This window comes from Aestuariivirga litoralis (assembly GCF_015714715.1).
In the GTDB taxonomy this organism is placed as follows: domain Bacteria; phylum Pseudomonadota; class Alphaproteobacteria; order Rhizobiales; family Aestuariivirgaceae; genus Aestuariivirga; species Aestuariivirga litoralis_A.
In genome coordinates this window covers 272,836-299,293 of record NZ_WAHS01000002.1, presented here as the reverse complement: position 1 = coordinate 299,293, position 26,458 = coordinate 272,836, and the positions used below count along the sequence as shown (strand labels likewise).

Sequence of the window (26,458 nt, the reverse complement as noted above, 5' to 3'; positions counted from 1 at the left end):
TGAAGTCTCAAATGATTTCGATGGTGAAGTTTTCGCCTTCCCACCTGTTGTCATCAGGCCAGAAGATTGTGAACACCACATAATGGCTTTTGGCGGCGATTCCCAAATCTGTGAAATGCGAGCCGAAACTGGTTTCCTGCGTATTGGTATCGGTGGTGGTGTTCCAATCGTCCACGCTCCAGTGGATCATGGCCCTTGCACCCAATTGAATACGAAGGGTTTTTCCTTGTGGAATGGATGACAGCTTGTTGTTGAAACGCCAAATGCGCAGATGCGATGGCGATTGCTTTTTCACGTAACGCGCCAATGTTTGCGGCGGCATGTCGAAGACTCTTCCGTCATGCAGTGAGCGGAGGAGTTTGATGTGTTCGGCATGGGCCCAGGCCAATGGCATGGCACTGCCGGATGGGCGGCCGAAGAAAAGCTCGCGCTCTGGGATATCGGGTGAATCCCAGGTTTGCTCAGGGAGGAGGCCACCTTCATTGCTAGATGCTTCGACGGTGGCGATGAGATTTGCAGCTTTTTTGAGATTGTTAGCGGCGATTTCGTAGTGTGCTCGCTCGGCGGCGAGAAGCGGCCAGAGGCGGCCGCGGCCAGTGCCGTCGAAGGGGGCGCCGTCATCATGTTCGCCGTAACCGTCTTGATTGTAGCGGTACCAGAGAGAGCCTTGGGGGACGTCTTTGCGCAAGACATGATCGATGACTTTTACCGTGTCGGTGATGCGGGGATCATCGGCGGCGCGCAGGCCGAAGCGGACGAGGGCCAAAGCATCCGGGCTGATAATCGTTTCGGATGAAGGGCTTACGAAGTCAGCCGGGCGGTTTTTGATGGCCAAAGTTCCGCGCATCGCGCTGGCTACATCGGTTGGGGAGGTGCCGGACATGCGGACGTAGTAGCTTTTCACACCTGCTGAAACGCAAAGCTCGTCATTGGCGGCCAAGGTCCAGTTTTCGATCTGCTCGTTCCAACAATCGGCGGCTTCGCGCAGATGGGTGGCCGCGCTGTAATCACCTGAATTCTCTATGAAATCTGCTGCGGCGAGGAGGGCTGAGATGACCACAGCCAAGGTGAAGGGGCTATAGCCGCCATCTTCTTCCCAGCGGTCTTCGCCGGTGACGGGGCCGTTCATCAGGACATAGCCGGCGGCCAGGCGGACCATCGGAAGGAAAGATTTAACATTCTGTTGTGAAAGATAATTCTGGCGCCATAGCATATCGGCCAGAAGGATTGGAAAGGCGCATTCATCCATCTGGTCGCCCGACCAATAGGGCTCACCATCCAACCAGAAATTCTGCGGCCAGCGACCGGATGGGGCCTGTACGCCGCGCAAATATTCGAGAATGGCGAGGGCTTCCTTGCTGTCTCCGGCGGCGAGGAAACCGCCAGCAATTTCAACCAGATCGCGCGGCCAAATGAGGTGATAACCACCCAGATCATTGTCGCCTTTGGAGGCGCCCCAGGGGATGGAAAGACTGGCTACAACCGCACCTCTTGGCGCTGTGGCGCGGTGGGTGGCGAGCACTGCCGTGGAGGTGCGGTAGTGGTTCACATTGTTGGCTTTTGCGCGAGGTGTCCGTAGCTTTTTGGAGCCTTTTGGCAGGGTGTCCGGAGGGTCTAGTGGCAGCAGCGTTTGCTGCCAGACGCGCCACTCAGCAAGGTAGCCATCCCACGCATTTTCGAACCCTTCAGCGAGGCTGGCCAGAGCAGCACCCGCCGCTTCGGCATGGGTTGCACCGAAGGCGATGGCTAGGGTGACGGTGGCGTTTTTTTCGCTGAAGGCAATCTCGCCCGTCAGTGCGACATTGCCATGGTCGGCGCGCTGATAGGGGATGAGCGTGCCTTGGTGCTTCAACTGCGTCCAACCATCGGAGGTGCCGGCGAAGCCCGCTGAGGCGTTGCGCCAGCCGAGTGATGATGCGACCGCGAGGAAGCGTGATTGGCCGGAAGCGAAAAGAATCTGGTGGCCCTGATGTTCACTGATCCAGGCCGAATTGTTTTTTCCGGCATTGACCAGATGCGGGGCGATCAATGCGTAGATTTTGTAGTCAGTGGCCTTGCCCTTGAGCGATTTGAAATTCACACGCTGCAGCACGCAGGCGCGGGCGGGATCGGCCACGATCTGCTTGGTGATGATGAAACTTCCATCCTTCGCAGTGTTAGAGAGCGTGAAAGCCGGGATGCCGCCATCCACCGCGCTGCAAGTGGAAACGCAATCGCGCTTCTCTTCCGCCAATGCACCATCAGGACCCAGCACCAGCAATCCGAAGTCGCGCGTGCAGGCGCTGTCCACTGCGGGATAGTAGATTTCATTCAGGATGCCATGGCTGTGGGTGAACCAGACGGGCGATGCATCATTGAGTGCGGTGCCCACGCCGACCTTGGCGCTTGATGTCCAGCGCGGCTCGATGCCGGGGGAGCCTGGTGCTGCATCAAGCCTTGCTGCAGTGTCGTCACTTGCGTTCATGCATCTGATTTAGTCCAGAAGTTTTGATGCGCAAGATATCTTCTCAGTAATGTGATCGAACGGCGTTTTCGGCATGGGCCTCATGTGCGCAGATTGCTTAACGCAGCGCGCAAACGGGTCTAGGTCTCGCGGCACCATGTCTTCTCTAACTCAATCTCAGATCAATACAGAAGAACCCAATCGGCACTATCTGATCGGGTTCATTCCGATTGCGATTGCCATCACAATGGCGGTGCTGGATGGGGCCATTGTCAATGTGGCGTTGCCTTCCATCGCGCGCGACATGGTGCTGAAGCCGGAAGAGGCGATCTGGATCGTCAACATCTATAATCTCGCGGTAACGATTTCACTACTGCCGCTGGCTTCACTGGGTGACAGCCTTGGCTACAAGCGGGTCTATTGGTGGGGGCTGGTGGTGTTCACCATCGCATCCCTGCTGTGCGCCAATGCGGTGAACCTGAACACATTTGTGATCGCGCGCTTTATCCAAGGCCTTGGTGCCGCCGGCATCATGAGCGTGAATATTGCTTTGGTGCGCCATATTTTCCCCGCCAACAAGCTGGGCGTGGGCATGGGCTACACGGCCTTGGTGGTCGGCGTTTCTGCAGCGGCGGGGCCTTCGATCAGTGCGGCCATTCTTTCGGTGGCCAAATGGCATTGGCTGTTCCTCATCAATGTTCCGGCGGGTGTGCTGGCCCTGGTGATGGCCTCACGCTATCTGCCGCAGACAGGCGCATCGGGCGTCAAGATCAGCATCACCAGCATCATCCTCAATGCGCTAACCTTCGGGTTGCTGATTGCGGGGTTGAACAGTTTTTCTACGGCGGGTGATTTCCGCATTGCGGCTCTGATGACGGGCGCAGCCGTGCTGATTGGCGGAGCGTTTGTTCTGCGTGAGCGGCGCATGAAGCTGCCCATCCTGCCAGTGGATCTGTTGCGGATGCCGGTGTTTGCATTGTCTCTCACCACATCGATCACCTGTTTTGCCGCGCAGAATATGGGCTTCGTGGCCTTGCCCTTTATTTTCGCCAACAAGCTTGGCTATTCCGAAGCGATGACCGGATTGCTGATGTCGCCCTGGCCGGTGGTGACGGCATCGATTGCGCCTATCGCGGGCCGTCTGTCGGATCGCTATCCACCGGAGCGTGTTGCGGCAATCGGACTTCTGGTGTTTTCTTGCGGCTGGGTTTCGGTGGCGCTGATGAGTGCCAGCCCGCATCCCTTCGACATTGTGTGGCGCTTGGCTTTGTGCGGGCTGGGCTTTGGCATGATGCAATCGCCTAACAACCGGGTGATCATCAGCAGTGCGCCGCGTGAACGCAGTGGCGGGGCCAGTGGCCTGCAGGCGCTGGGGCGTTTGCTGGGGCAATCTTTTGGCGCGATCATTGTGGCGCTGATCTTTGCGTTCGGCGCCGGCAATGATGTGAGCTTTGTGGCATGGACAGCGGCAGCGCTATCACTACTCGCGGCCGGTGCGAGTGTGATGCGGAGGCCGCCTAGCGCGCAATGATCGCGGCAGAGATTGCTTTCACCGTGGACAGCAACAGTGGTTCACACTTGGCGCGCACCGGCTTGAAGCGCACGGTGGGAATGGGAATCGAGATCGCATAAATCTGGTGTGCGCGGTCCAGAAACGCCGCGCCGATGGCGGCGATGCCCAGCGTGTGCTCCTCATTATCTGTCGCAATCGCACTTTGCCGGATCGATTTGATCTCGCGCAACAAGCGCGCATGATCGGTGATCGTGTTGTGGGTAAAGGCGGCGAGCTTGCTGGCGAGAAGCTTGTGCAGGCGTTGTTCGCTGAGCTTTGCAAGTGCGGCCTTGCCATTGGCGGTGCAGTGAAGCGGGAAAGTATCACCCACGGCTGAGACTGCGCGCAAACGGTGCGCGCCGGGCAATTGGTTGATGAAGACCATGTGATCGCGGCTGAGGCGCGCGAGATCGACTGTCTCGCCGGTTTGCTCGCTGAGCTCCTTCAAATAGGGATGCGCGATTTCAAACACATTGACAGTGGCATCTGCGCCCATGGCGAGAAGATCAGGCCCGAGTGCGATGGATTTCGAGCGGCCACCGGAAATGAGAAAGCCGCCATCGATCAAGGATTGCACGATGCGCTGCACCGTGGAGCGGGGCAGATCGATGTGACGCGCGATGTCGCCCAAGCTCAGGCCCGGGCCCAATTGCTCGCAGGCTTTCAACACGGCCATGGCGCGGGACAAAACCTGGATAGAACCTGTATCTGCAGCTTGCATCACATCGTGATACGAAATTGATGCAGAATGCGCAAGACGGTTCTAATCGTATCATCCAACAAAACAAAAATCATAGTCTGGGAGGACGCCTGATGACGATCAAGATTCGTGGAATCGATTTCCAGGAAAACCTGAACAATGCGATGGGGCTGGAATTCACCAACTTGTCGCATCGCTGGGGCTTTCAATCTCCGAACTGGCCTTACTTCCAGGACGTGAAGATCGAGCGCATTCACTACATGGCGAAATCCGGCGTGCTGTCGCAGCGCATCACCACGTCGATGCATTCGACCACGCATATCGATGCGCCCGCCCACGTGGTGCAGGGCACGCCCTTTATCGATGAAGTGCCGCTGCCGCATTTCTTCGGCTCCGGCATTGTGGTTTCGCTGCCCAAGAAGAAGTGGGAATCGATCACCGCCGATGATCTCGAAAAAGCCTGCGGCAAGGCCATTCGCCCGCATGATGTGCTGATCCTCAACACCGGCTGGCACAAGGTTTATGAAGACGGTGATTACTTCGCGTATTGCCCCGGCTTTGTGCCTTCCGCCGGGCAATGGATGGTGGACAAGCAGGTGAAGGTTGTCGGCCATGATACGCAGGCCAATGACCATCCGCTGGCAACCGCGATTGGCCCGCAGCGCAATGGGCCGCTGCTGCCGCATCTGGAGAAAGAGTACAAGGAATGGTCGGGCGGCAATGACTGGGCCAAGGATTTCCCCGAGTGGGAGCCGGTGCACCAGATCCTGTTCAAGAACGGCATCCTCGGCATTGAGAATGTGGGTGGCGATCTTGATGCGGTGACGGGCAAACGCTGTACCTTCGCGTTCTTCCCATGGAATTGGGACCGGGGTGATGGCTGCATCATCCGCCTGGTTGCGATCACTGATCCTTCGCAGAAATACCGCATCGAAAAAGGCGAGGCGTTCTGATGCTGCTCAAGCGCTTTGCGGACGCGAAGCCCTATGAGGCGCCAAATCACCGTGGGGTGGTGGGTTTGCGTCTGCAGGGCTTTGAAGAGGGTGGCCCCAAAAACCAGTGGGTTGGATTTTCGCAATTCCTGCCCGGTGGTGGCGCGGGGCCTGACGCGACGCCGTTCGAGAAGGTTTATGTGGTGCTTGAGGGTGAGATGACGGTGATCATCGACGGCCAGGAGAGCGTGCTGAAGGCGATGGACAGCTGCACCATTCCGCCGGGCGAAGTGCGCGAGATCGTCAATCGTACCAATGGGGTGTGCAAGATGATCGTGGTGATCCCTTATCCGCCGGGAGTGAAGCCATGAGTGATGACTGGCTGAAAAATCCGCTCTCGCTCTTCGATGTGAACGGCAAGGTGGCGATTATTACTGGGGCTTCAGGCGCGTTTGGTGCGCTGGCGGCACGGGTGCTTGCTGGGGCTGGGTGCAGGCTGGTGCTGACGGCGGGCAAGAAGACTGAGCTGGATGCGATTTCCGCTGAATGCGGTGGGGATGTGCTGGGCATCAATATTCGTCCGTCCACGGAGGAAAATTGCGACAGCATCGTGGCGCAGGCGGTGGCGAAGTTTGGGCGGGTGGATATTCTGGTTGTCGCTTCCGGCAAGAATGACGTGTCGAAGATTCACGAAATGGCGCCTTCGCGCTTTCTGGATGTGATGGACGCCAATGTGACGCAGAGCTGGCTGATGGCGAAGGCTGTCACCGTGCAGATGCAGAAGCAGGGCGAGGGCGGCAAGATCGTGCTGATGTCATCCGCACGCGGGTTGCTGGGCCATCCGGCGGGTTATACCGCCTATTGTGCTTCCAAAGCTGCGATTGACGGCATCACGCGGGCGCTGGGTTGCGAGCTGGGGCCGACTGGCATCACGGTGAATGCGATTGCGCCCACTGTTTTCCGCTCGCCGCTGACCGCGTGGATGTTTGGTGATGACGAAAAGGCCAAGACCACGCGGGCCGGGTTTCTGGCGCGCGTACCGAAGGGCCGGTTGGGTGAGCCTTCCGATCTGGCGGGGCCGTTGCTGTTTCTCTCATCGCGGGCTTCGGATTTCTATACCGGCCATGTGCTTTATGCCGATGGCGGATATACGGCGGGGTGATGATGCAGCAATCAGCTCATCATCGCATGCATGAAGGGGCCGTGCTCCCAGGCGATGGTGGCGTCATGGCGCGCCACCACGCGGCTGAGGTTTTCCAGATTGCTGCGGATGTGGCTGAAGAATTTTCTATTCACCGGATCACGCGCCGATTGGCGGCGGTAGACAATGCCGATCATGCGTTCGGGCTGCGGAATGCTGAGGGGCAGAACAGTGATCTGCGTGTCCTTCGGCAGCGCGTGGATGACCGACAGCGGCATGATGGCCAGTGCCTGGCTTTGCGCCAAGTAGTTGACCACCGAATGCAGCGAGCCACCGGCATAGCGGATGGCGAGTTCATCGATGCCGAGTGTCATCAGGATGTTGGTGAGGTCCAGCATCAGGGGCGAGCCGGGCAGGGGCGCAATCCAGGCGAAGCGCAGGAAATCCTCGCGGCTAAGTTTCTTCTTGGCCAGCAGCGGATGGTTGATCCCGCAGGCCAGAACATTGCGCGAGAGGATCAGCGGTTCGAACACAAGCTCGGCGCTGATCTCATGCGTGCCGGCGGGGGTAACGGCGAGATCGATCTCGTTGGCGATGAGCTGCGAAACGAGTTCATTGTAGTGCCCGTAGGACTGGTCGAAATGGATCGAAGGCTCCTTCATCTGGAAGGACGCGATGAGCCCAGAGACGACGGCATCCATGAAGAAGGGCACGCCGCCGATGCGCACGCGACCCTGGGTGCCGCCGCGGAAACTGTTCACGGTCTCGGACGCCTTGCGGCCAGCCGCGAGAATGGCGCGGCCATGTATGGCGAGCTGCTTGCCAATGGCGGTGGGCTGCAGCGGTTTGCGGCCGGGAATGAAGAGCGGCTCGCCGATGCGGCGTTCCAGCATGGAGAGCGTGCGCGAGATGGCGGGCTGGGACGTGCCGAGCAAAGCCGCTCCTTCGGTGACGCCGCCGGCATCGACCACGGCGGCCAACTGGACCAAGTGACGCTCATCAATCTTCATAACGATATGTTATATTCTTCTTGCGCCTTTTTATCAACAAGCAGGGCAAGCTGGCTTAGCTTCACTGGCAATGAGGCCCCGCAGAATGGGCCCGGATTGCAAGCGGAGGAAAGAGCATGAGCCTGATCAGTGGCTATCATCACCTGACCATGAGCACCGATGGCGCTCAGGAAGATTTCGACTTCTTCACCAAGACGCTGGGGCTGCATTCAGTCAAACGCACAGTGCTGTTTGACGGCGTGCTGCCGGTTTATCACCTGTATTACGGATCGAAGAATGGCGATGCCTCGACCATCTTCACAACCTTCCCGTTCCGCAAGCCCGGTGTGTTTGGCCGGCGCGGCACCAACCAAACCAAGATTATCCAGGCCGCCATTCCGGTTGGGGCTTCGGAGTTCTGGGTGAACCGGCTCAATGAGCGCGGCGTGAAAGCCAAAAAGACAACGCGCTTCGGCATCAACCGCGTGGCGCTGGAACATCCGTGTGGCATTCATTTCGAGCTTGTCGAAAATCCCGGTGACCGGCGCGAGTCGATCACCAATGACAAGCAGGGCATTGGCAAGGATCACGGCATCAAGGGCATTTATGGTGTGGGTGTTTCGGTGGCGGATCGTTCCGCGATGGATGACTTCTTTACGATAGCCATTCCAATGAAGAAGCTGGCCGACAATCACGAGGGCCTCGCCTTCGCGGTGCCGGAAAATAATGGGCTCACTTCGGTTGTTGAAGTTTTGCATGACAACACGACGCCGCAGGGAACGTGGACACTTGCTGGCGGCACCATTCATCATGTTGCGCTCAATACCGGCAATGAAGAAAACCAGATGAAGCTGCGCGCGCATATCGAGGGCCTGGGCTTCACTGATATTTCCGAGCAGAAGGACCGGAACTATTTCAAGTCTTGCTATGTGCGCTCGCCCGGTGGTGCGCTGTTTGAAATCGCATGGACGGTGCCGGAGGGCTGGGCGAAGGATGAGCCTGTGGGCCACACAGGCCAGACGCTGGTATTCCCGCCGTGGTTCGAAGACCGCCGCGCCGAAATGGTAGCCGGGCTGGAGGCCGCGAATTTCGACACATGACGAAGCTTGGCGCCGCAGTGCTGAAAGGCAACGCGCTGGAGAGCGCCAAGGTGATCTGCATTCTGTCGCATGGCCGCGGGCAATCACCCGAAGCGATGGAGGATGATATTTTGCGGCGGCTTGATGCGCCCGGCGTGGCCTTCGTGCTGCCGCGCGCGGCGGGCAAGAGTTGGTATGATGCCAAGGCCGTTGATGCGCTGACGGAGAAAACGAAGGCACAGCTTTCGGATTCGCTTGATGTGCTGCGGGCGCTGGTAGCGGAATTGCCCGCGAAGACGCCGGTGGTGATGGCCGGCTTCAGCCAGGGCGCATGCCTGTCGATCGAATATGCGATGCATTTCGGACCGTGGAATGGTGCGCTTGTTGCCTTCACTGGATGCCGCGTGGGCACACTTGATGATGAGCGACCGGCCAAGGATGTGACCGGGCTTCCGGCTTATATTTCGGGGTCTGATGCTGACAGCTGGATTCCGATTTCGGCGTTCTCTGAAGCGGTGCAGGAACTGGGCGCGGCGCGGGCGCGGGTTCGCGCAGATGTGTTCCCCCTGCGCGGGCATGAAGTGAGTGAAGCCGAAATCAGCGTGTTGCAAAATACGCTGACGCATTTTACCGAAAGTGCGGGGTTGCCATGGTGAGGGTGGCGATCATCGGCGCGGGATTGATGGGGCATGGGCTTGCGCTGGTGTTTGCACAAGGCGGGCATGAGGTTTGGGTGACGGACCCGCAGGCTGATGCGCTCGACTCTTTGCATGTACGCGTAAAGGCTACCCTGGCCTCGCTGGGCAAGACTGACGACTGTGTAAGCCGGATTCATGCGGCTTCTTCTTTGGAAGATGCGGTTTCGCGAGCCGAACTGGTGGTTGAGGCGGCACCCGAGAAGCTTGAGCTGAAACAGGCACTGTTTGAGCGGATCGAGGCTGCGGCTTCGATGTCATGCATTCTGGCCTCCAACACATCCGTCATCCCGATCACGCAGGTGATGGCGAAGGTGAAATACAAAGCGCGCGCGCTGGGCACGCATTGGTGGAACCCGCCTTATCTGGTGCCGCTGGTTGAAGTGATTCAAACGGCAGAGACGGAGCCCAGCATCGTCACGCGGATGATGAAGCTGCTGGCTGACCTGGGCAAAGTGCCGGTGCATGTGAAGAAAGATGTGCCGGGCTTTGTGGGCAACCGCTTGCAGCATGCCTTGTGGCGCGAGGCGATTTCGCTGATCGAACATGGCGTGTGCGATGCCGAGACGGTGGACCTTGTGGTGAAGAACAGTTTCGGGCGTCGGCTAGCTGTGCTGGGGCCGATTGAGAATGCTGATCTGGTCGGCACTGATCTGACGCTTGATATTCACAACCAGGTTCTGGCCTCGCTGGAAGATGCGCATCAGCCCAGCCCCTATCTGCAGAAGCTCGTTGCTGATGGGCAGCTGGGTTTCAAGACAGACCGTGGGTTCAAGATTTGGGACACATCCAAGAAAGACAAATTGCGCAAGAAGGTGACGGAACACCTCAAAGCCATCTCGGCACTGTTGGAGGAACAGAATGCGATATGAAGAAATCAATGATCTATTGAAGCCGGGTTATCTGCCGATTGAATCCGGCGTTGTGTCTTATGATGATGGCTTCAAGACGGTGTGTGCCTTGGCGCGCATGCCGCGCTGCAAGGCCAAGATGATTGAATGGTGGTTCCGCTATCTGGGCGGCACGGAGCAATACAAGCTGTGGCACCCTGTCGATCATCTATTCAGCGATTGGGAAGGCCGCGTGCCCGGCACGCATGTGGGATCGAGCCATCTGGTGCATGAATATCTCGCGGGGCCGGACGGCCCGGTTTACAAGCTGCGCATCAATTTCCGCGACCCGCTGGAATTTTTCGACAAGAAGCAATACGGCAACTTCACCGGCGCTGCGATCTGTGCGCGGATTGGTGATCTCGATCACCCAATCAACTTTGGCAAGATGGTGCATTTTGTGCGCAACACTGATCAGGGCTGCGAGATGCGCTCGCGGTTTTTCCTTGGGATTTTCGAAAGCCGCGTGGAAGGTGAGACCTTCAGCGAGGAACAGAAACTGGCGATGCGCAAGGAGATGGTGACGCCGGAATTGGCGCGGCGGCTGCATCAGCATTGCACTGAAGAGATGGCCTATCTCGCCGAGATTTTGCCGATCATGTACCGCCAGGTGACAGGAGATATCGCGGCCTGACGTTGCTTGCGGGAGACTAGAAACTGAGCTTTCATACTAGAAAAAAGAAAGGGCTAAGGGAGGAAACCATGCCACTTTACAAAGTCAATCGTAGAACACTTCTGAAATCCGCTGGTGCGGCACTTGCCGTGCCGGCCTATCTGCGCGGGCGCGCCTTTGCTGCCGATGACACGTTCAAGATCGGGCTTGTCTCGCCGCTGACCGGGCCGCTGGCTGGCTTCGGCGAAGCGCAGGACTGGATCCTCGCTGGCATCAAGGATGCCGTTGCTGGTGCGCAGAACAATGCCAAGCCGGTGAAGATTGAAATCATCACCAAGGATTCGCAATCGAGCCCAAACCGTGCGGCGGAAGTTGCTGCCGAGTTGATCAACAAGGACCAAGTGAATTTGTTGTTGGCGAAGGATACGCCGGACACGACCAACCCGGCGGCTGATCAGGCCGAACTGGCGGGCGTGCCTTGCATCTCCACCAATTGCCCGTGGCAGCCCTACTTCTTTGGCCGCAAGGGCGACCCGGCCAAGGGCTTCGATTGGACCTATCATTTCTTCTGGGGCTTGGAAGACATCATCGCCAATTTCGTCAACATCTGGGACCAATCGGGTGCGGCGAAAGTTGTTGGCGGCTTGTTCCCGAACGACGCCGATGGCAATGCCTGGGGCGATGCCGAGCATGGCTTGCCCGGCCCGGTGACGGCTGCGGGTTACAAGCTGGTGGACCCCGGCCGCTACCAGCCGCTGAACAATGATTTCTCCGCGCAGATTTCGGCGTTCAAGGCGGCGGGTGTGGAGATCGTGACCGGCGTGATGATCCCGCCGGATTTTGCGACCTTCTGGGCGCAGGCGGCACAGCAGGGCTTCAAGCCCAAGGTTGTGACCATCGGCAAGGCGCTGCTGTTCCCGGCCACGTTGGACTCGCTGGGTGATCGTGGTGATGGCCTCACCACCGAAGTGTGGTGGACGCCGACCTATCCCTACAAGTCCAGCCTGACTGGCATGTCTGCTGCTGATCTGGGATCTTCCTATGAAAAGGCTTCCGGCAAGCAGTGGACGGCCACGCTGGGCTTCAGCCATGCGATCTGGGAAGTGGCACTCGATGTGGTGAAGCGTTCGAAGGATTTGTCTGATCCGAAGGCGATCATTGAAGCGATTGCGGCCACCGATCTGCAGACGATTGTTGGCCCGGTGAAATGGGATGGCAAGCCGGTGAAGAATGTGTCGAAGACACCGCTGGCTGGGGGCCAATGGGTGCGCAAGGATGGCAAGTATGAACTCACCGTTGTTGCCAATCCGGTTGCGCCGCAAGTGCCGATCGGCGGCAAGCTGAAATTGTTGAACTGATAGAAACGAAAAGGGAGGCTGAGATTCAGCCTCCCTGATTTTCCATGACTTTGCTTTCGCTCTCGTCTCTCTCGAAAAAATACGGCGCGCTGGTGGTGACCGACGCGGTGAGCCTTGACGTGGGCAAGGGCGAAATCCTCGGCATTCTCGGCCCCAATGGTGCGGGCAAGACTACGCTGTTCAATCTGATCGCTGGAACTGTGCGGCCTGATGCGGGCAATGTGCAATTCGAGGGTGCTGATATTTCTGCACTCGGCGCATCGGAGCGTTGCCGCATGGGTATCTCGCGCTCGTTCCAGGTGCCGCAGCCGTTCAATGGCATGAGCGTGTTTGAAAATGTTCTGGTGGGCGCCACATTCGGGCGCGAACCGAAAGATCCTGAGGCGCGTGCGCTTGCTGTGCTGGAACAGACCGGCATGAAGGCCAAGGCGAATACATTGGCTGGCGGGCTTACGCTGCTGGACCGCAAGCGGCTGGAACTGGCGCGGGCGCTGGCGGCCAATCCGAAATTGTTGCTGCTCGATGAAATCGCGGGTGGGCTGACCGATAGTGAATGCGCGGCCTTGCTGGCGGCCATCAAGGATGTGCATGCGTCGGGCGTGACTATCGTGTGGATCGAGCATGTGGTGCATGCACTTTTGTCGGTAGCGCAACGATTAGTGGTGCTAAATTTCGGCAAGCTGATCGTGGATGGCGTGCCGCATGAGGTGATGAACAGCCGCGAAGTGAAATCCGTTTATCTGGGTGAGGATGCGCATGCCTGAGGTGCTGCTGGCGATTGACGACCTCAAAGCGGCCTATGGTGGCGCCAAGGCGCTGCATGGCGTGTCGTTCAGCGTTGCCAAGGGCGAGACACTGGCATTGATCGGGGCAAATGGTGCGGGGAAATCCACACTGCTGAAATCGATCTGCGGGCTGGTGGCTGACACGCAGGGGCACATCAGTTTCAAGGGCGAAGATATTTCGCGGCTGCCGGGCAATGAGATTGTGAAGCGCGGCATTGCTTTGGTGCCGGAGGGGCGGCGATTGTTTCCTTCGCTTTCGGTGGAAGAGAATCTGGTGCTCGGCGGCAAGGTGGCGCGCAATGGTGAGTGGAATCTGGCGGCGATCTATGGGTTGTTTCCCATTTTGAAAGAGAAGCGGCATCAACCTTCCACCTCGCTGTCTGGCGGGCAACAGCAGATGGTGGCGATTGGGCGCGCGCTGATGTCGAATCCTGAACTGCTGCTGCTGGATGAATTGAGCCTGGGCCTGGCGCCCATCGTGATCAAGGACATTTACGATCTTCTGCCACGCATCACTGGTGGCGGGCTTTCGGCCATTCTGGTGGAGCAGGATGTGACGCGCGCGCTGAATTCAGCCTCGCGGTTTCTTTGCCTGCAAGAAGGCCATGTGTCATTGGCGGGGGAACCTGCGGCCCATTCGCGCGAGGCGATTACGCGCGCCTATTTCGGGACCTGAAGGCATGGATTGGATCAACGCCATCATGCAGGGGATTCTGGTCGGCGGGCTTTATGCTTTGTTCGCGGCCGGCCTGTCACTGATTTTCGGCGTGATGCGGCTGGTGAATATTGCGCATGGCGATTTCATTGTGGCGGGTTCGTATCTGGCGTGGAGCATCGTGCATGCGACGGGTTTGAACCCGCTGGTGAGCCTGGTGCTGGTGATCCCGATTGCGGCTGTGTTCGGCTATGTTTTGCAGATGGTGATTTTCAATCACACGCTGGGCAAGGATATTCTGCCGCCGCTGTTGGTTTCTTTTGGATTGTCGGTGATTTTGCAAAATGGATTGCTGCAAATCTTTACCGCCGACAGCCGCAAGCTGGATGCGGGTGCGCTGGAGACGGCGAGTTTTTCGCTGCTGCCCGGCGTGTCGCTCGGACATTTTCCGCTGCTGATGTTTGCCACTTCCGTCGCGGTGATCGCGGGGTTGCAATATATGTTCTACCGCACTTCTCTAGGCCGCGCCTTCCGCGCCACCAGCGACGACAAGGAAGTGGCTTTGCTGATGGGCCTCGATAATCGCAAGGTCTATGCTGCTGCGATGGCGCTGTGCATGGCGGTGGTGGCACTGGCCGGTGTGTTCCTCGCCATCCGTTCCAACTTTGATCCGTTCATGGGGCCGGGGCGTTTGATCTTTGGGTTTGAAGCGGTGATCATCGGCGGGCTGGGCAATCTGTGGGGCACGCTGGTGGGCGGCGTGATCCTCGGCGTGGCGCAGGGTATCGGCGCCGAGATCGATCCGGGCTGGCAAGTGCTGGCCGGGCATATTGCGTTTCTCCTCGTGCTGGCTTTCAGGCCGCGCGGCCTGTTCCCGAGGATGAATTGATGGCCGAGATGATTTCACGGTCCACCCGCGCCTCGCGTATTGCCGGGATGGTTGCGATTGCTGTTGCGGCGGCGCTGGTAGCTGCGCCGTGGTGGGGATCGATTGCGACCGAGCGGTTGCTTGGCGAATTCATGATCTATATGGCGCTGGCGACTTTGTGGAATTTGCTGGCTGGCTATACTGGACTCGTCTCAGTCGGGCAGCAGGCCTATGTGGGCTTTGGCGCTTACATTCTGATTTCTCTGGCGCTGCTAGCGGGTTGGCATCCGCTGCTGGCCGTGCCAGTCGCGGGAATTGCGGCGGCGCTGATTGCGGTGCCTGTGGCGATGCTGGTGTTCCGTTTGCAGGGCGCTTATTTCGCGATCGGCACCTGGGTGGTGGCGGAAGTGTTCCGGCTGCTGTGCGCGCAGATTGCGGTTCTCGGTGGCGGCTCCGGTATCAGTCTTCCCGCTGCCACGATGAAGCTGCTGGGTGAATCAAAATTCTGGCGCGAGGCGACGATCTATTGGTTGGCACTGGCGCTGGGCGTGGGTGCGGTGGTGATTGTGTACGCTCTGCTGCGCTCACGCGTGGGGCTGGCGCTCACTGCCATCCGTGACAATGAAACGGCTTCAGTCAGTCTTGGCATCCGCATCGAGCGAGTGAAGTTTGCGGTTTATGTTCTGGTGGCGGGGTTGACCGCGATGATTGGCTGCCTGATCGAATTGCAGAAGGTGCGCATGTCGCCCGATGCCGCTTTCAGCGTGAATGACTGGACGGCCTTTGTGATTTTCATCGTGGTGATCGGCGGCATCGGCACCATCGAAGGGCCGATCATTGGCACGATCATCTATTTCCTACTGCGCGAATTCCTCGCTGATCTGGGCAGCATCTATCTAATGATTTTGGGGGCGCTGGCGATTGCCATCATGCTGCTGGCGCCGCAGGGTATCTGGGGCTTTATCAAAAACCGTTTCGGGCTTTCACTGTTCCCGACGGGTTACCGCGTCGTTTCGAAGGAGTAGAACATGGCAGGCAAAGTTATCATTTCCGTGGCGATCACCGGTGGCATTCACACGCCCACCATGTCGCCGCATTTGCCGGTGACGCCGGATGAAATCGCCACTGCATCCATCGATGCGGCGAAAGCTGGTGCTGCAATCATTCACTTGCATGCGCGTGACCCGCAAACCGGCAAGCCCACGCCAGACCCAGATGTGTTCATGCAGTTTCTGCCGCGCATCAAGCAGAATTGCGATGCGGTGATCAACATCACCACGGGTGGCGGGTTGAACATGAGTGTGGAGCAGCGTCTCGCTGCGCCGCTACAGGCCAAGCCAGAAATGTGTTCGCTGAATATGGGCTCAATGAATTTCGGCATTTTCGGTTTGGCCGACCGTTACAAAGAATGGAAGCATGAATGGGAAGAAGCGTATCTGCGCGGCACCGATGATTTCATCTTCCGCAACACCTTCAAGGATATTACCCGCATCCTGAAAGACCTCGGCGAGGCGCATGGCACGCGGTTCGAGCATGAATGCTATGATGTGGGGCATCTCTATAACCTTGCGTATTTCGTGGACAAGGGATTGGTGAAGCCGCCGTTCTTTGTGCAGATGATTTTCGGCATCTTGGGCGGCATCGGCGCTGACATGCGCAATCTGATGTTCATGAAGGAAACCGCCGACAAGTTGTTCGGCAAGGATTACCAATGGTCGGTGCTCGCTGCGGGCAAGAACCAGATGGCGTTTTGCACGCAGGCCGCAATGATGGGCGGCAATGTGCGCGTGGGGCTGGAGGATTCGCTCTATATCGGCAAGGGCAAGCTGGCCACCAGCAATGCCGAGCAAGTGCGTAAGATCCGGACGATTGTTGAAGAGCTGGGGCTGGAAATTGCCACGCCGCAGGAAGCGCGTGAAATTCTGGCGCTGAAGGGCGGAGACAGGGTAGGCTTCTAGAATGATCCAGCCCTTCATTTATCAGGCCCTGCCGACGCGCGTGATCTTTGGGCGCGGCAAGCAACAGGCTGTGAAGGCGGGGGCTGAGCGGCTGGGGCTGAAGCGGCCGCTGGTGATTACCGGCAAGCAGCAATCGGCTTTGGGCAAGGCTCTGGCTGCGCAAAACGGCTGGCCGCATTGGGACGGGGCGAAGATGCATACGCCCGTCGATGTGACGGATACGGCGCTTGCAGTTTTCAAATCTGAAGGCGCTGATGGCGTGATCGCGCTGGGTGGCGGTTCTGCCATCGGGCTGGGCAAGGCGATTGCTCTACGTACCGATTGCGCGCAGCTGTGTTTGCCGACGACCTTTGCGGGTTCCGAGATGACGAACATCCTAGGCGAAACGGCGGCGGGGACGAAGACCACCAAGCGTGATGCGAAGATCCAGCCGGAGACGGTGATTTATGATCCTGATCTTGTCGGCACGCTGCCGCCGCTGATGGCGGCGACTTCCGGCATGAATGCTATCGCCCATGCGGTGGAAGGGCTTTATGCGGTGGATGGCAATCCGATTATTGCGCTGATGGCGGAAGAGGGGATTGTGGCTTTGGCTGCGGCCTTGCCGGCAGGTGATACCGAGAAGGCGCTTTATGGTGCGTGGCTGTGCGGCACAGTGCTGGGCAGTGTTTCGATGGCGCTGCATCACAAGCTTTGCCATGTGCTCGGCGGAACGTTCAATCTGCCGCATTCGGAAACGCACACGGTGGTTCTGCCACAGGCCACGGCTTACAACGCGTCTGCTGCGCCGGATGCTATGCTGCGCATTGCGCGTGCGCTGAATGCCAAGTCTGCGGCGGCGGGGCTTTTTGATTTGGCCAAGAATTTGAATGCGCCTACTTCGCTGAAGGAATTGGGGATGCCGGAGGATGGATTGGACAAGGCGGCCGACATGGCAGTGGCGGCACCCTATCCCAATCCGAAGCCTTTGGAGCGCGCGGCGCTGCGGCAGCTTTTACAGAATGCATATGACGGGCGAAGACCCGCTGAATAGGGAGAATTTCAATGGCGGATATTACCACAGATGTGTTGATCGTGGGCACCGGCCCGGCGGGTTCGGCGACGGCGGCGCTGCTGGCGTCCTACGGCATCGATAATCTGATCATCAACCGCTATCGCTGGCTGGCCACTACGCCGCGCGCGCACATCACCAATCAGCGCACGATGGAAGTGCTGCGCGACCTGGGCCGCGAGGTGGAAGACGAAGCTTACATGCAGGCCACCGAGCAGGATTTGATGGGCGAGAATGTGTTTTGCGTTTCACTCGCCGGTGAAGAACTGGGGCGGATGAAAAGCTGGGGCAAGGGTGCGCTGTCGCGCGCCGAGCATTATCTCTCTTCGCCCTGCCACATGAATGATCTACCGCAGACTTTCATGGAGCCGCTGTTGTTCAAGACGGCGGGTTCGCGCGGATCGCAGTCGCGCATGTCGTGCGAATATCTCTCGCATGTTCAAGACAAGGATGGCGTTGTTGCCACCGTCAAGGACCGGTTGACCGGCAAGGATTTCACAGTCGCTTGCAAATATCTGGTGGGGGCCGATGGCGGCAATTCGCTGGTGGCGGAAGCGGAGAAGCTGCCTTTCGAAGGCAAGATGGGCGTAGGCGGCTCGATGAACATTCTGTTCCGTGCTGATCTTTCCAAATATGTCGCGCACCGGCCCTCGGTGCTTTACTGGGTGATGCAGCCCGGTGCTGATGTGGGCGGCATTGGCATGGGCTTGGTACGCATGGTACGGCCGTGGAATGAATGGCTGATTGTGTGGGGCTATGACATCAACCAGCCGCCGCCGAAGGTGGATGCGGCGATGGCCACGCAAGTGGCGCGACAATTGGTGGGCGACCCAGCGCTGGAGATTGATCTGATCTCGGCCAGCGTATGGACGGTGAACAACATGTATGCCACGCACATGCAGAAAGACCGCGTGTTCATCATGGGCGATGCGGCGCATCGGCATCCGCCGTCTAACGGCTTGGGCTCCAACACATCGATTCAGGACGCGTTTAATCTCGCGTGGAAACTGGCGGCGGTGATCAAGGGGCAGGCGACGCCGAAGTTGCTGGATTCCTATTCCGTCGAGCGTGCGCCGATTGCCAAGCAGATCGTGACGCGGGCCAATCAATCGATTGCCGAATTCGGGCCGATCTTTGAAGCCTTGGGCATGGATGGCGGCGTGGACCATGGCAAGATCCAGCGCAACATGGATGCGCGTTGTGATGCCACGCCTGCGGCTGAGAAGCAGCGCGAGGCGCTGCGCAAGGCAATTGAATTCAAGAAATATGAATTCGACTGCCACGGCGTGGAGATGAACCAGCGCTATGTGTCTTCCGCTGCGGTGACCGATGGGCAGAAGGAACCGGCTTTCGAAAAAGACAAGGAGCTGCATTACGCGCCGACCACCTGGCCGGGCGCGCGGTTGCCGCATGTCTGGGTGTTTGACAGTTTGGGCAAGCAACATTCGACGCTGGATTTGTGCGGGCATGGCACATTCACGCTAATCACCGGCATTGGTGGTGAGGCTTGGGTTGATGCAGCGAAGAAACTAGCCGCTGAGATGAAGCTGGATCTGGTCACGCGGGTGATTGGACCGCGGCGTGATTTCGAAGACCATGCCGGTGACTGGGCGCGGATGCGCGAGATCAGCGATGGCGGCTGCCTGCTGGTGCGGCCTGATCATCATGTGGGCTGGCGCGCGATGAATGCGAGCAAGAGTGCAGAGAAAGATCTCGGCGCTGCGCTCAAGAAAATTCTGGGGCATTGATCATGGCCAAGGCTGCGAAGAAAGTTGCGAAGAAAAGGCCTGCCAAGAAGCCGGCGCGCAAGATGAGCTATTATTTCACGGTGAAAGATTCCGTGAAGGTGGTCCAGGATCGCAGCGGTCCAAAGGCCGACAAGCGGGTGAAGTATCTGACCGATACGCTGGTCAAGCATCTGCATGCTTTCATCAAGGAAGCGCGGCCCTCGATGAATGAGTGGATGTATGGCATCAATTTTCTGACGCGCACCGGGCATCTTTCCACCGACTGGCGACAGGAATTCATTTTGCTGTCGGACACGCTGGGTGTTTCGATGCTGGTGGAAAGCCTCAACCACTCCAAGATGTCGGGTGAGACTGAGAGCACGGTTTTGGGACCTTTCTATATTGCCAACGCGCCGCATTATCCGAATGGTGCAAACATTTGTCTTGATGGCAAGGGCGCACCGGTCTGGGTGCATGGCCGCGTGCTGGACAGCAAGCGCAGGCCTATTCCTGGAGCCAAGCTTGATGTGTGGCAGGCCAATGAAGATGGCTTCTATGACGTGCAGCAGAAGGGCGTGCAGCCCGACATGAATCTGCGCGGCGTGTTTGAGTCTGATGACAAGGGGCGGTATTATTTCCGCTCGGCCTATCCGAAATTCTATCCCATTCCTTATGATGGCTCGGTGGGTGACATGCTGAAGGCGCTGGACCGCAACCCCAACCGCCCGGCGCATTTGCATTTCATCGTTTCTGCGCCCGGTTATGAAACGGTGACCACGCATATTTTCACGCCCGATTGCCCGTGGCTGAAGGACGATGCGGTGTTCGGCGTGAAGGAAAGCCTGATCGCGGATTTCAAGGATGTGAATGACGCGAAGAAGGCGGCGGAGCTGGGCATGCCCAACCCATTCAAGAGCGTGGAATGGAATTTCGTTCTGAGCAAAGAAAAGAAATGAGCGATCCCTGCATCATCTGCGTGGCGATCACTGGTTCGCTGCCGACCAAGGCGAACAACCCGGCGGTGCCGATTACCATTGCCGAGCAGATCGAAAGCACGCAGGCGGCGTTTGAAGCGGGGGCGAGCATTGCGCATTGCCATGTGCGCGATGATGAGGGCAAGCCGACATCCGATCCGGAGCGGTTTGCGCGGCTTAAGGAAGGGCTGGAGAAACATTGCCCCGGCATGATCGTGCAGCTTTCAACCGGTGGGCGTTCTGGGGCGGGAAAGGCGCGCGGGGGGATGCTTCCGTTAAGGCCTGATATGGCCTCGCTGACGGTGGGCTCCAATAATTTCCCGACACGGGTTTATGAGAACCCGCCTGATCTGGTGGATTGGCTGGCGTCTGAAATGCTGGCCTATGATGTGAAGCCGGAGCTGGAATGTTTTGATCTCTCGCACATCGTGCAGGCTTCGATCATGCAGAAGGATGGGCGGCTGAAAGGCCCGCTCTATGTGCAATTCGTGATGGGCGTGAAAAATGCCATGCCGGCGGATGAGCCGATTTTTGATTTCTATATCGAGACTCTCAAGCGGCTTTCACCTGATGCACAATGGTGCGCGGCGGGCATTGGCCCGGCGCAAATCCTGATCAATGAATGGTGCATCAAGAAGGATGGCCATACGCGGACAGGCATGGAAGACAATGTGCGCTTCGACAAGAACACGCTGGCACCTTCCAATGCCGCTTTAGTGAAGCGCGCGGTGGAGCTTTGCGAAAAGTACGAGCGGCCAGTAGCGACGTGGCAGCAGGCCCGCGCTGTGCTGGGCCTGCCGCTCAGACAATAGAGTTTAGCTGGTGGTTTCAGCGCTGGTGGCGGTCGCTTCAGCTGACAGAAGCGTTGCCGCCGTGCTTGCCGATGTGGTCTGGCTGCTGGCGGTGGCAGCGGGCGGTGGTGGGCCGCCGTGATGATGGTGATGCGCGTGTTCAGTGCCTGATGCTTGCTCAGTGTCATGCATATCCTGCTGCAGCTTCTGCTCAGCCGCCTGTGCGGATGTGGTATCGCCAGATTGTGCGGCTTTGATCAGTGCCTTTAGATCATCAATCAGCGGATTGCCGGTGCTTGATGTGCTTGACGTTTGATCGGTGCTTGACGATGTGCCGAGCAGGCTTTCGAGATCCTTGGCGAAGGCGGTGGCCGATGTCTTCATGCTGTCGGTATCACCCGACTGAACCGCATTGAGCAGCGACGTCAGGTCGTTGGTCGCTGTGTCTGTGCTGCTGTCGTCAGAGTTCTTGTCGGTAGGTGGTGGGCCGTGCGGGGGCGGCGGGCCGTGTGGCTTCATGCCTTGCGCCATGTCGGATTGCATCTGACTCCAGGCGGTTTGCGCGCTGGCGAGATCCCCCGACTGCACGGCTGACATCATCGCGGTGAGATCGGTCTTCATGCTGCTGAGTCCGGCGCTGGCTGACACAGGCGACGATGAGCTGCTGCTAGTAGTGTCATCAATGCCGAGCGACTGATCGGCCTGCTGCACCTGGCCGAGGGCCTGTTGTGCTGTGCCGATATTTCCGGCCTGGATGCTTTGCGCCATCTCGAGGATGGCTTTGTTTCTCTGGCTGAGAAGTTGATAGAGTTGCGACCGGCTGCTCGAACTGACTTGCATTTTCTGCTCCTTATGACGGAGCAAGAGTGAGGGCGCGCACTTGCCCGGAACTGTAAATAAGCCTGTTAACGCCTTACCTTTTCGTCATTGAGGAATTTGTCAGTGTACTGTCAAATATCCGTCAGCGGCTTGTCAGCCTGTGGGCGCCGTTGAGTTCCGCTGCAGCAGTTTTGGCTTCCATAATTCCCATTTTCCCGCTGGAGGTTCACCACCTTCGATCTCTGCCAGCAACATTTCGATGGTGCGGCGGGCCATGTCGATGACGGGTGTGGCCACCACTGTTGGCACAGGATCGAGAAGCTCGGAGAAATCCAACTCATCAATGCCGATGATGGACAGCTGCTCGGGCACCCTGATCTTCTTTTCCTTAAGGGCGAACAGGAGCCCGGTGGTCATCAGGTTTGAAATGGTGACGATGGCGGTGGGCGGATTGGGCCGCGCCAGAAGTTCCAGCGCCGCTTCATGCGCGCCTGCCGTATCGAACTGGCCAGCGATGACAAGATCATTGTCCACTTCAAGGCCCGCACTGGCATGGGCGCGGATGAAGCCTTCAAAGCGATCATCGCTGGTGGCGAGGCCGGGAATGCCGACGATGATGCCGATGCGGCGGTGACCGAGGCTCAGCAAATGTTCGGTGGCGATGCGGCCGGCTTCTACATTGTCGGTTTTCACCACATCAAAGGGCAGGCCCTCGACGAACATATCCAGCAGCACGGTGGGCACGTGAATCATCGCGCGCAGTTTGGCGCCGTGCTGTGCATCAGAGCGGGTTGGAATGATGACGAGGCCACCCACGCGGTGCATGCGCATCATCTTCAAGATTTGCGCCTCGCGGTCTGCGTCCTGGCCCGTCGAGAACACCACGGATGTGTAGCCGCGTTCAAAGCAGAAATGCTCCACCTCGCGCGCTACGGCGGAAAAAATCGGGTTGGCGACATTGGGCACCAGCAGGCCGATGAGGCTGGATTTGCCGCTTCGCAGGGAACGCGCAGCACCATTTGGGATATAGCCCACGGCCTCCACGGCCTTCTCCACGCGCTTGATCGCGTCTTCGCTGACAGGGGCGGAACGGTTGATCACGGCAGACACGGTCGAGATGGCCAGCCCTGCAGCTTTTGCAACATCCCTGATGGTTGCCATGTTTCGATCCTTGCCAGAAATTCCAATATATGCATTACTAGGCGAAACGTTTCGTGGCAAGAAGGGCGAAGGGATGTGCAGAAATGCACGTTTCGGCCCTTTATAAAAGCAAAAACAACGAAACGTTTCGTTTAAGGTGGGACTCATCCTGAGTTGCTGCCAATCATGGGAGGAAGACATGAAACTGACCAGGCGCGACCTGTTGAAATCAACCAGTGCGGTAGCTGCGACAGCACTCGTGGGCTCAAAAGCCTTTGCGGCCGACAAGGAAGGCACGCTGAAAGTGCTGAGCTTCGGCGGCGATGCGCAGACCACGGCGATCAATCACGCCATCGAGCGCTTCAACAAGAAATTCCCCAAGGTGAAGGTTGAGCTCGCCATGGATCCGATCGCTACCGGCTGGGGCGATTATGTGACCAAGGTGCTGGGCCAGTTCACTTCCGGCGACACCGCCGACGTTTATGGCACCGCCATCGAAACCTTCCAGGCTTTCGCCTCGCGCGATTTGTGGATGCCGCTGGATGACTACGTGAAGGCCAATGCCGATTTCTCGGACTTCGCGCCGAGCTTGCTGGAGCAAGGCTCCTACAAGGGAAAGAAGCTTTATATCCCGATCGGCTGGAACAACATCATGATCAATTGCAATCTTGATCTGTTCGCCAAGGCCGGCGTGACAAAGCCGGCTGATTGGACCTGGGACCAGTTCCGCGAAGCCGCCAAGAAGCTGACAGTGAAGGACGCTTCCGGCAACGTTTCGCAATATGGCTATGAAGTGCCGAACCAGAACTTCTTCGTGCAGCCGTGGTTCTTCTCCAACGGCACATCGACACTGTCGGCTGATTGGTCTGGCTCCAACATGCTGGACCCCAAAGTGGCCGAGAGCCTGCAGTTCCTGCATGACCTCATTCATGTCGACGGTGTATCACCCGTTCCGGGCAGCGACACGATGGACAACCAGTTTGTCGGCGGGCAAGTGGCGATGATTTCACGCGGCCACTGGATCGTTGAAAACTGCAAGAAGGCAAACCTGAAAATGGATATTGCCAATGTGCCGTCGAAAGCCACGCCGAACACAGTGATCGGCTTTGGCGCCTATGCGATCAACAAGAACACCAAGGACGCTGAGCTGGCGCAAGCTTTGGTGACGGAACTGACTTCTGTTGAAACGCAGAAGGAAGAAGGTGTTGGCGGTGGCGGTGTGCCCGGCCGTGCCTCTGCTGCGGCAACGCCGGAATTCCTGGCCTTCCCGCCGAGTGCTGCACTTTATTACGCATCGCTGCCACATACGCAGCCGGTGCCTTCACCTGCCAATTTCCAGGAAGTGGAAAAGATCTTCATGCGTTATTACACAGCGATGATGAGCGATGCAGTGTCGATTGCCGATGGCTGCAAGCAGGCGCATGATGAGCTGACGGCATCGTTTGATCGCCTGAAGAAACAGCAGGGCTAAGGGCCACCACAGCAGGCATGGCCCTGGCTCCCTGGGGCCATGCCGAGCGGGAGCAATTGTATGGCGACGACAGCCCTTCCTCCACGGACTGAGATGGAGCGTGCGCAAATGCTAAGCGCGTATAGCTTCATCCTTCCGGCCTATGTGCTGTATGTCAGCTTTGTGCTTGCTCCCGTGCTGCTCACAGTTGTGTTGAGCTTCATGTATTACGACCCGCAGCTGGGCTCGCGGTTTGTCGGGTTTGAGAATTTCACCCGGTTTTTCACTGATGACCGTTCGATCAAGATTTTCTGGAACACGCTGCGCTTCACCGCCTTGGCGGTCACCGGCAATGTGAGTGTGGGCCTTCTGCTGGCGCTGGCGCTGAACCGCGCGATGCCGGAATGGGTGCGCTATCTGTTTCGGTTGGCGTTTTTTCTGCCGGTGATCATTGCTGCGGCTTTCGTTTCCATCGTGTGGGGCTATTTCCTGCACGACAATGGCATCTTCAATTATTATCTCGGCCATATGGGCCTTCCCGCCGTGCATTGGCTGACCAATGCGAACACGGCGATGTATTCCATCGTGTTCATGGATGTGTGGAAGAATACCGGCTTCTTCATGATCATTTTCATTGCCGCTCTTCAGGGCGTGCCGAAGACTTTGGTTGAGGCCGCGATCATGGATGGCACATCGGGCTGGCGGCGCTTCTGGCGCATCACGCTGCCATGGATTTCGCCGGTGGTGTTTTTCTGCATCGTCTATGCCTCGATCGGTGCGCTGCAGGTTTACGAATCGATCTGGATTCTCACCAAGGGTGGGCCGGGCGATGCGACGCGCTCGATGTCGATCAACATTGTGGAAGAGGCGTTTGGCAGTTTCCAGATCGGCTATGGCGCATCGGTCGCGGTGGTGATGACGCTGGTGATCCTGCTGATCACGGCGGCGCAGATGCTGCTGTCGCGCTGGCTGGTGCAGGAGCAGGTGCGCTGATGCAGACGCAAAGTGCGAGCCGCTGGATCGACCGCGCCATACTTTCAGTGATGGCGGTGTTGGGCTTTTTCATGGTGATGCCGTTTTTCTGGCTGTTCTCCATGTCGTTCCGATCGGTGGCGGACGCATATAAAATGCCGCCGAGTTTCTTTCCGCCCAATCTGGATTTCAAGAATTACTGGACGGTGCTGCATACATCCGTGCCGTTCGGACAGATCTATTTGAACTCGATTGAAATCGCGCTGCTGGTTACCATTGGCCAATTGGTCACATGCACGCTGGCCGCCTTTGCATTCGCACGGCTGAGTTTTCCTGGCCGTGACAGCTTGTTCTTCATCCTGCTGGTGGGCCTGATGTTCCCGGCACAAGTGACCATCCTGCCGATTTATCTTGGCTATGCGCAGATCGGCCTACTGAACAAGCCCATGGGGCTGGCGCTGATGTATCTCACCTCCAGCTTCGGCGTGTTCATGATGCGGCAATTCATGTTGAGCCAGCCGCGCGCACTGGAGGAAGCGGCGCTGATGGATGGTGCGGGCTATTTCAAAATCTTCTGGCGGATTTCGCTGCCGCAATTGCGGCCTGCACTTTCGGCCCTTGGCATCATCACGTTCACGCAGACCTGGAATTATTATTTCCAGGCCAAGGTTTTGCTGCAGGCACAGAATTCGATGAACCTGCCGCTCGCGATGGATGCGCTGCGCGGCTACATGCAATCCGGCAATCTCTCGCTCGTCATGGCGGCAATGAGCATGGCGGTGGCGCCCGTCATCCTGCTTTTTCTCATCGCGCAAAAGATGATCATTGAAGGCGTCACCATGTCGGGCATCCGCGGGTGAAAATTATTTCTCGAAA

The 26,458-nt window shown here is 58.1% G+C and carries 26 protein-coding genes; 21 read left to right on the top strand and 5 right to left on the bottom strand.

What is annotated here, in order from left to right; translation table 11 throughout:
• Positions 1 to 7: 7 nt before the first annotated feature.
• Entirely contained in the window at positions 8 to 2,464 is a 2,457-nt protein-coding gene (locus tag F8B91_RS13160) for a glucan 1,4-alpha-glucosidase (protein ID WP_196504313.1), read from the bottom strand.
• Between the two features lie 136 nt (positions 2,465 to 2,600).
• Between F8B91_RS13160 and F8B91_RS13155 the strand changes: the two genes are divergently transcribed.
• Positions 2,601 to 3,974 carry an MFS transporter gene (locus F8B91_RS13155; RefSeq protein WP_196504312.1) on the top strand — a complete coding sequence of 458 codons (1,374 nt, stop codon included), beginning with the start codon at positions 2,601 to 2,603 and terminating at the stop codon, positions 3,972 to 3,974.
• Here F8B91_RS13155 and F8B91_RS13150 read toward each other — a convergent pair.
• Positions 3,961 to 4,716, bottom strand: coding sequence for an IclR family transcriptional regulator (locus tag F8B91_RS13150; protein WP_196504311.1), 756 nt, complete (start codon positions 4,714 to 4,716; stop codon positions 3,961 to 3,963). The two genes, F8B91_RS13155 and F8B91_RS13150, sit on opposite strands and share 14 nt — an antisense overlap.
• Positions 4,717 to 4,808: 92 nt before the next feature.
• Here F8B91_RS13150 and F8B91_RS13145 point away from each other — a divergent pair, with 92 nt between their 5' ends.
• From F8B91_RS13145 to F8B91_RS13135, 3 genes are read left to right on the top strand one after another with little or no spacing between them, the layout of a single operon-like run.
• The gene (locus tag F8B91_RS13145; protein ID WP_196504310.1) at positions 4,809 to 5,648 is read left to right on the top strand and encodes a cyclase family protein; all 840 of its coding nucleotides are present in this window, start codon (positions 4,809 to 4,811) and stop codon (positions 5,646 to 5,648) included.
• Positions 5,648 to 5,998 (top strand): cupin domain-containing protein, encoded by a 351-nt coding sequence (locus F8B91_RS13140; protein WP_196504309.1) that lies wholly within the window; start codon positions 5,648 to 5,650, stop codon positions 5,996 to 5,998. Before F8B91_RS13145 ends, F8B91_RS13140 begins: the two co-directional genes overlap by 1 nt.
• On the top strand, positions 5,995 to 6,789 hold the full coding sequence (locus F8B91_RS13135) for an SDR family NAD(P)-dependent oxidoreductase (protein ID WP_196504308.1): 795 nt from the start codon (positions 5,995 to 5,997) through the stop codon (positions 6,787 to 6,789). The genes F8B91_RS13140 and F8B91_RS13135 overlap by 4 nt, the downstream gene beginning before the upstream one ends.
• A gap of 11 nt (positions 6,790 to 6,800) precedes the next feature.
• Here the strand turns inward: F8B91_RS13135 and F8B91_RS13130 are convergent, their stop codons facing one another.
• On the bottom strand, positions 6,801 to 7,778 hold the full coding sequence (locus F8B91_RS13130) for a LysR family transcriptional regulator (RefSeq protein ID WP_196504307.1): 978 nt from the start codon (positions 7,776 to 7,778) through the stop codon (positions 6,801 to 6,803).
• Between the two features lie 116 nt (positions 7,779 to 7,894).
• On the opposite strand from F8B91_RS13130, the gene F8B91_RS13125 reads away from it, so the two are divergent.
• The 14 genes from F8B91_RS13125 (at position 7,895) to F8B91_RS13060 (ending at position 21,222) form a co-directional block, all read left to right on the top strand.
• Positions 7,895 to 8,857, top strand: a complete 963-nt coding sequence (locus F8B91_RS13125) for a VOC family protein (RefSeq protein ID WP_196504306.1) — start codon at positions 7,895 to 7,897, stop codon at positions 8,855 to 8,857.
• Positions 8,854 to 9,492 (top strand): alpha/beta hydrolase, encoded by a 639-nt coding sequence (locus tag F8B91_RS13120; protein ID WP_196504305.1) that lies wholly within the window; start codon positions 8,854 to 8,856, stop codon positions 9,490 to 9,492. Before F8B91_RS13125 ends, F8B91_RS13120 begins: the two co-directional genes overlap by 4 nt.
• Positions 9,486 to 10,403, top strand: a complete 918-nt coding sequence (locus tag F8B91_RS13115; RefSeq protein WP_196504304.1) for a 3-hydroxyacyl-CoA dehydrogenase family protein — start codon at positions 9,486 to 9,488, stop codon at positions 10,401 to 10,403. Before F8B91_RS13120 ends, F8B91_RS13115 begins: the two co-directional genes overlap by 7 nt.
• Complete coding sequence (locus F8B91_RS13110; RefSeq protein ID WP_196504303.1) at positions 10,393 to 11,055, top strand: DAPG hydrolase family protein; 663 nt, start codon at positions 10,393 to 10,395, stop codon at positions 11,053 to 11,055. Before F8B91_RS13115 ends, F8B91_RS13110 begins: the two co-directional genes overlap by 11 nt.
• A gap of 68 nt (positions 11,056 to 11,123) precedes the next feature.
• Positions 11,124 to 12,392 carry an ABC transporter substrate-binding protein gene (locus F8B91_RS13105; protein WP_196504302.1) on the top strand — a complete coding sequence of 423 codons (1,269 nt, stop codon included), beginning with the start codon at positions 11,124 to 11,126 and terminating at the stop codon, positions 12,390 to 12,392.
• 44 nt (positions 12,393 to 12,436) lie between these two features.
• Positions 12,437 to 13,156, top strand: coding sequence for an ABC transporter ATP-binding protein (locus F8B91_RS13100; RefSeq protein ID WP_196504301.1), 720 nt, complete (start codon positions 12,437 to 12,439; stop codon positions 13,154 to 13,156).
• Positions 13,149 to 13,853, top strand: a complete 705-nt coding sequence (locus tag F8B91_RS13095) for an ABC transporter ATP-binding protein (protein ID WP_196504300.1) — start codon at positions 13,149 to 13,151, stop codon at positions 13,851 to 13,853. The genes F8B91_RS13100 and F8B91_RS13095 overlap by 8 nt, the downstream gene beginning before the upstream one ends.
• 4 nt (positions 13,854 to 13,857) lie before the next feature.
• Positions 13,858 to 14,721: a branched-chain amino acid ABC transporter permease gene (locus tag F8B91_RS13090; RefSeq protein WP_196504299.1), complete on the top strand. Its 864-nt coding sequence runs from the start codon at positions 13,858 to 13,860 to the stop codon at positions 14,719 to 14,721.
• Positions 14,721 to 15,725, top strand: a complete 1,005-nt coding sequence (locus F8B91_RS13085; RefSeq protein WP_196504298.1) for a branched-chain amino acid ABC transporter permease — start codon at positions 14,721 to 14,723, stop codon at positions 15,723 to 15,725. The genes F8B91_RS13090 and F8B91_RS13085 overlap by 1 nt, the downstream gene beginning before the upstream one ends.
• 3 nt (positions 15,726 to 15,728) lie before the next feature.
• Entirely contained in the window at positions 15,729 to 16,658 is a 930-nt protein-coding gene (locus F8B91_RS13080; protein ID WP_196504297.1) for a 3-keto-5-aminohexanoate cleavage protein, read from the top strand.
• Position 16,659: 1 nt separating this feature from the next.
• Positions 16,660 to 17,691, top strand: coding sequence for a maleylacetate reductase (locus tag F8B91_RS13075; RefSeq protein WP_196504296.1), 1,032 nt, complete (start codon positions 16,660 to 16,662; stop codon positions 17,689 to 17,691).
• 11 nt (positions 17,692 to 17,702) lie between these two features.
• Positions 17,703 to 19,457 (top strand): FAD-dependent oxidoreductase, encoded by a 1,755-nt coding sequence (locus F8B91_RS13070; protein WP_196504295.1) that lies wholly within the window; start codon positions 17,703 to 17,705, stop codon positions 19,455 to 19,457.
• Positions 19,458 to 19,459: 2 nt separating this feature from the next.
• Positions 19,460 to 20,392, top strand: coding sequence for an intradiol ring-cleavage dioxygenase (locus F8B91_RS13065; RefSeq protein ID WP_246715256.1), 933 nt, complete (start codon positions 19,460 to 19,462; stop codon positions 20,390 to 20,392).
• On the top strand, positions 20,389 to 21,222 hold the full coding sequence (locus tag F8B91_RS13060; protein WP_196504294.1) for a 3-keto-5-aminohexanoate cleavage protein: 834 nt from the start codon (positions 20,389 to 20,391) through the stop codon (positions 21,220 to 21,222). Before F8B91_RS13065 ends, F8B91_RS13060 begins: the two co-directional genes overlap by 4 nt.
• Positions 21,223 to 21,225: 3 nt before the next feature.
• On the opposite strand, the gene psbQ is transcribed toward F8B91_RS13060, so the two are convergent.
• Both psbQ and F8B91_RS13050 read right to left on the bottom strand, forming a co-directional pair.
• On the bottom strand, positions 21,226 to 22,041 hold the full coding sequence (psbQ, locus tag F8B91_RS13055) for a photosystem II protein PsbQ (protein WP_196504293.1): 816 nt from the start codon (positions 22,039 to 22,041) through the stop codon (positions 21,226 to 21,228).
• 132 nt (positions 22,042 to 22,173) lie between these two features.
• The gene (locus F8B91_RS13050) at positions 22,174 to 23,181 is read right to left on the bottom strand and encodes a LacI family DNA-binding transcriptional regulator (protein ID WP_196504292.1); all 1,008 of its coding nucleotides are present in this window, start codon (positions 23,179 to 23,181) and stop codon (positions 22,174 to 22,176) included.
• Between the two features lie 178 nt (positions 23,182 to 23,359).
• Here F8B91_RS13050 and F8B91_RS13045 point away from each other — a divergent pair, with 178 nt between their 5' ends.
• The 3 genes from F8B91_RS13045 (at position 23,360) to F8B91_RS13035 (ending at position 26,442) form a co-directional block, all read left to right on the top strand.
• Positions 23,360 to 24,631 carry an extracellular solute-binding protein gene (locus F8B91_RS13045; RefSeq protein WP_196504291.1) on the top strand — a complete coding sequence of 424 codons (1,272 nt, stop codon included), beginning with the start codon at positions 23,360 to 23,362 and terminating at the stop codon, positions 24,629 to 24,631.
• 108 nt (positions 24,632 to 24,739) lie between these two features.
• Positions 24,740 to 25,603, top strand: coding sequence for a carbohydrate ABC transporter permease (locus F8B91_RS13040; RefSeq protein WP_246715255.1), 864 nt, complete (start codon positions 24,740 to 24,742; stop codon positions 25,601 to 25,603).
• A complete protein-coding gene (locus F8B91_RS13035) occupies positions 25,603 to 26,442 on the top strand; it encodes a carbohydrate ABC transporter permease (protein WP_196504289.1) in 840 nt (279 codons plus the stop codon). Before F8B91_RS13040 ends, F8B91_RS13035 begins: the two co-directional genes overlap by 1 nt.
• Positions 26,443 to 26,458: the final 16 nt, after the last annotated feature.